Source organism: Trichlorobacter sp. (assembly GCF_030247655.1).
Classification (GTDB): domain Bacteria; phylum Desulfobacterota; class Desulfuromonadia; order Geobacterales; family Pseudopelobacteraceae; genus Trichlorobacter.
This window is the reverse complement of record NZ_JAOTRZ010000278.1, coordinates 1-3332: the sequence shown is the minus strand read 5'-3', so window position 1 is coordinate 3332 and position 3332 is coordinate 1. Positions and strand designations below refer to the sequence as shown.

The following is a 3332-nucleotide window of genomic DNA, read 5'->3' as shown; positions in this document are numbered from 1 at the left end:
TTATGGACAATGTCAAAACGGCACTGGCGGGGTTCGTGCTGCCGCTGGGCTACACCATGACCCAGGAAGGTGAGTCCAGACAGGCAGAAGAGTCGTTCAGTGCCCTGATGGCTGCCCTGACCATTGCTATGATTCTGCTCTACTTCTCACTGGTGCCAGCCTTCAACTCATTCCTGCATCCGCTTACCATCATGACCGCTATCCCGCTGGCCCTTATCGGCGCCATCTGGTCGCTTTTGGCCACCGGCAAGCACCAATCAATGGGGGCCTTCATGGGGCTGATCCTGCTGGCCGGGATTGTGGTCAAGAACTCGATCTTGCTGATCGACTTCATCGAGGTGGCCCGCAGCCAGGGTATGCCGTTGCGGGAGGCTCTGAAGCAGAGCGTACAGGTTCGTACCCGACCGATCCTGATGACCGCTTTCGGCACGGCAGTGGGTATGCTGCCGATCGCCCTGGAACGGGCTATCGGGCTGGAACGGCTCTCTCCGTTGGCAGTGGTGGCCATTGGTGGACTGATGGTCTCTACCTTTCTAACATTGATTTACGTGCCAATCTTTTACACGCTGTTTGATGAGTTAGGGGAGAAGGTGCGGGGGCGGGGAAAGGGACGGTGAGATGACAGTGCATATACAGCAGGTTTACATTCCTCGTGCTTGGTCATGATTTTTTCAGAACCAATGGCCGGACGGCGGGAGAATCAGGCTGCTTTGCATACAGCGGCAGCCTGATCTCCACGGCAAGTCCTCCGCCGGAACGGTTACTGGCGGTTACGCAACCGCCATGCAGTGCTACGGCACGGGCAGTAATGGCCAAGCCGATACCAGCACCGCCGCTCTGCCGGTCTCGGGCCTCATCTACACGACTGAACGGTTTGAAGATCTCATCCAGCATTATCTCCGGTACGCCCGGGCCATGATCCATGACCCGGATAATCGCAAAGCAGTCATGCTCCTGCTTAAGTAGTACCTCTACAGCGGCATGTTCAGATGTATAACGCAATGCGTTACGTACCACATTTTCTACCGCCCTGCGCAACAGCTCCCAATTGCCGGACACCTGGCTGTCTGTCTCTGCGCTCAGCACAACCTGCCTGTCTCCAGCAGCTGCCTCAAAGGCAGCATCCTGCACCACCTGATCCAGCAACTCTCCCAAATCAATCGGCTCGGCAGAGTCTAACGCGGTACCGCTGTCCAGCAGACTCAGGGTCAGTAGTTCACCAATCATGGTGTTTAACCGCTCGGCTTCCTGCTCAATCCGGTCCAGTGCCGGCTCTACATCTGACGTGGCCTTGCGTCGGGCCAGTCCCAGGGCAACCTGCAGGCGAGCGAGTGGAGATCGCAGTTCGTGGGAAATATCGCGTACCAGTTGTTTCTGGGAGGTCAACAGCGATTCAATCCGTTCAGCCATCCGATCAAAATCGCGCCCCAGATCGTTGATTTCGTCACCGCCGTCTCCTTCGGCTATACCTGTTCGCGCTGAAAGATCACCCCCTGCCAGCTGTTGTACGGTCTGGCGTAATCTGTGCACCGGTTCACTCATCCGCCAGGCCAACAGATAACAGATACCGGCCCCTACCAAAAGAAAGATCAACGCCTGAATACCGGTAACAACAAGCATGGGCGGAGGCAGCAGCAGATCACGTCCGGGTGGTGGTTCTTTCGGATGGAATCCTGGGTGCAGCTGACGGTCATGCTGCTGCTGGGTTATCTCAGGGTAGCGCTGCTCCAGCAGCCAGCCCCTAATACGGAAGGCAAACGAGAAAAAAACTGCTCCTGAAATCAGCATGGCAAGCAGGAAGGCGATGAACAGCTTCACGAACAGTGATTTCATATGCTACCTGCCGGACGGAGATAGATATAGCCGACTCCACGCACGCTCTTGATCCGTTCGCTGCCATCATTAGCCAGCCCCAGCTTGCGGCGCAGACTGCTAACATGGACATCAATACTGCGATCAAAGGAACTGAGTTGTCTCCCCAAGGCAAGGCTGCAGAGTTCTTCACGGCTGATCACCCGGCCAGCCTGTGTCAGCAGCTGTTCCAACAGAGAAAATTCGAGGGAGGTCAGCGCCACCTGACGCTCACCTTGCATAACGGTTCGCATGCCAGGATCAAGCATCAGATCACCCACAGACACGGACAACACAGGCTCTGCGGGAAGATTCGGTTTTTGTGCTGCAGTCTGTCTCCTCTGAATGGCTCTGATCCTGGCCACCAGTTCGCGGGGGTTGAACGGCTTGGGCAGGTAATCATCAGCGCCCAGTTCAAGCCCTACAATCCGGTCAACTTCCTCGCCACGGGCAGTCAGCATCAGCACCGGCACCGATGACAGCGCCCTGATTCTGCGTAAGACCTCAAGTCCGTTGAATCCCGGCAACATGACATCCAGCACAATCAGCGCAAACCTTCCCTGTACGCCTAGCTCCGCACCCGACACACCGGTATGTACTGCCTCTGTATCGAACCCTTCATCTGCCAGGTACTCTTGCAGCAGACTACACAAATCCCGGTCGTCATCCACCACCAGTATCCGGTTTTCCATGGCACCACCTACCTTGTTTGAACTGTTGTCACTATAGCGTGTCTGCATGGTGACGTCTGTAAAGTTTTGTAATGGGTATTAGCCTTACAAAACTTTACAAAAACGGTGACACACTTAACGAATATCACGGAACCATCTTCCGATAAGTACGATAACAGGTAGCAAGGTTGATTATACTTTTTTGGATAAGGAGGTTCATCATGAGCAGCGTCGGTAGTATCGGCAGCAGTATGAGCAGCAGCATGCTGCAACAGATGCAGGAAGAGAGGTTTAAAAAGGGCGACATAAACGGTGACAGCAGTATTTCAAAGGATGAATTCGATACGCTGTCCAAAACAGGCAAAAACAGGGGCGGCGACGATACTGACGCCATGTTTGCCCAATTTGACAGTGATAGTGATGGTGCCATCAGCAGGCTGGAATCAGATGCTGCCATTGCGAAGGCCAGCCAGGAAATGCGGGGGCAGGGTATGCGGGGGCAGGGACCACCGCAAGTTATGCCGCCTTCAACAGATTCCGAAACGTCGTTTGCCGACAGTTCTGATGTTAGCGCAGTTTTTGATGAAATGGATACCAATCAGGACGGCGTTGTCAGTCTTGCAGAAATGACGGAAGCCCTTGCCACGTCTGACGAGAGTGAGTCTTTGTCCCGGAACCGGAACAGCAGCTCTGAGGATGCCCCAGCCCAGGCGATGCAACGTATGGATGCAATAGAAGAATCCTCTGCCTCAGACAACAGTGACTCACTGAAGAGCATTCTGAACGCAGCCCTGAATAGTTACCTGCAAC

General features: G+C 54.6%; 4 protein-coding genes. 2 read left to right on the top strand and 2 right to left on the bottom strand.

Annotation, left to right across the window (positions count from 1 at the left end):
- A partial coding sequence (locus OEL57_RS15555) for an efflux RND transporter permease subunit (protein ID WP_300741725.1) occupies nt 1-617 on the top strand: 617 nt, incomplete at its 5' end.
- Nucleotides 618-660: 43 nt separating this feature from the next.
- Here the strand turns inward: OEL57_RS15555 and OEL57_RS15550 are convergent.
- Together OEL57_RS15550 and OEL57_RS15545 are read right to left on the bottom strand one after the other, a co-directional pair.
- Nucleotides 661-1833 carry an ATP-binding protein gene (locus OEL57_RS15550; protein ID WP_300741723.1) on the bottom strand — a complete coding sequence of 391 codons (1173 nt, stop codon included), beginning with the start codon at nt 1831-1833 and terminating at the stop codon, nt 661-663.
- On the bottom strand, nt 1830-2591 hold the full coding sequence (locus tag OEL57_RS15545; protein WP_300741721.1) for a response regulator: 762 nt from the start codon (nt 2589-2591) through the stop codon (nt 1830-1832). Before OEL57_RS15545 ends, OEL57_RS15550 begins: the two co-directional genes overlap by 4 nt.
- Before the next feature lie 152 nt (nt 2592-2743).
- Between OEL57_RS15545 and OEL57_RS15540 the strand changes: the two genes are divergently transcribed.
- Nucleotides 2744-3332, top strand: a 589-nt coding sequence (locus OEL57_RS15540; protein WP_300741719.1) for an EF-hand domain-containing protein, incomplete at its 3' end; no start/stop codon positions are given.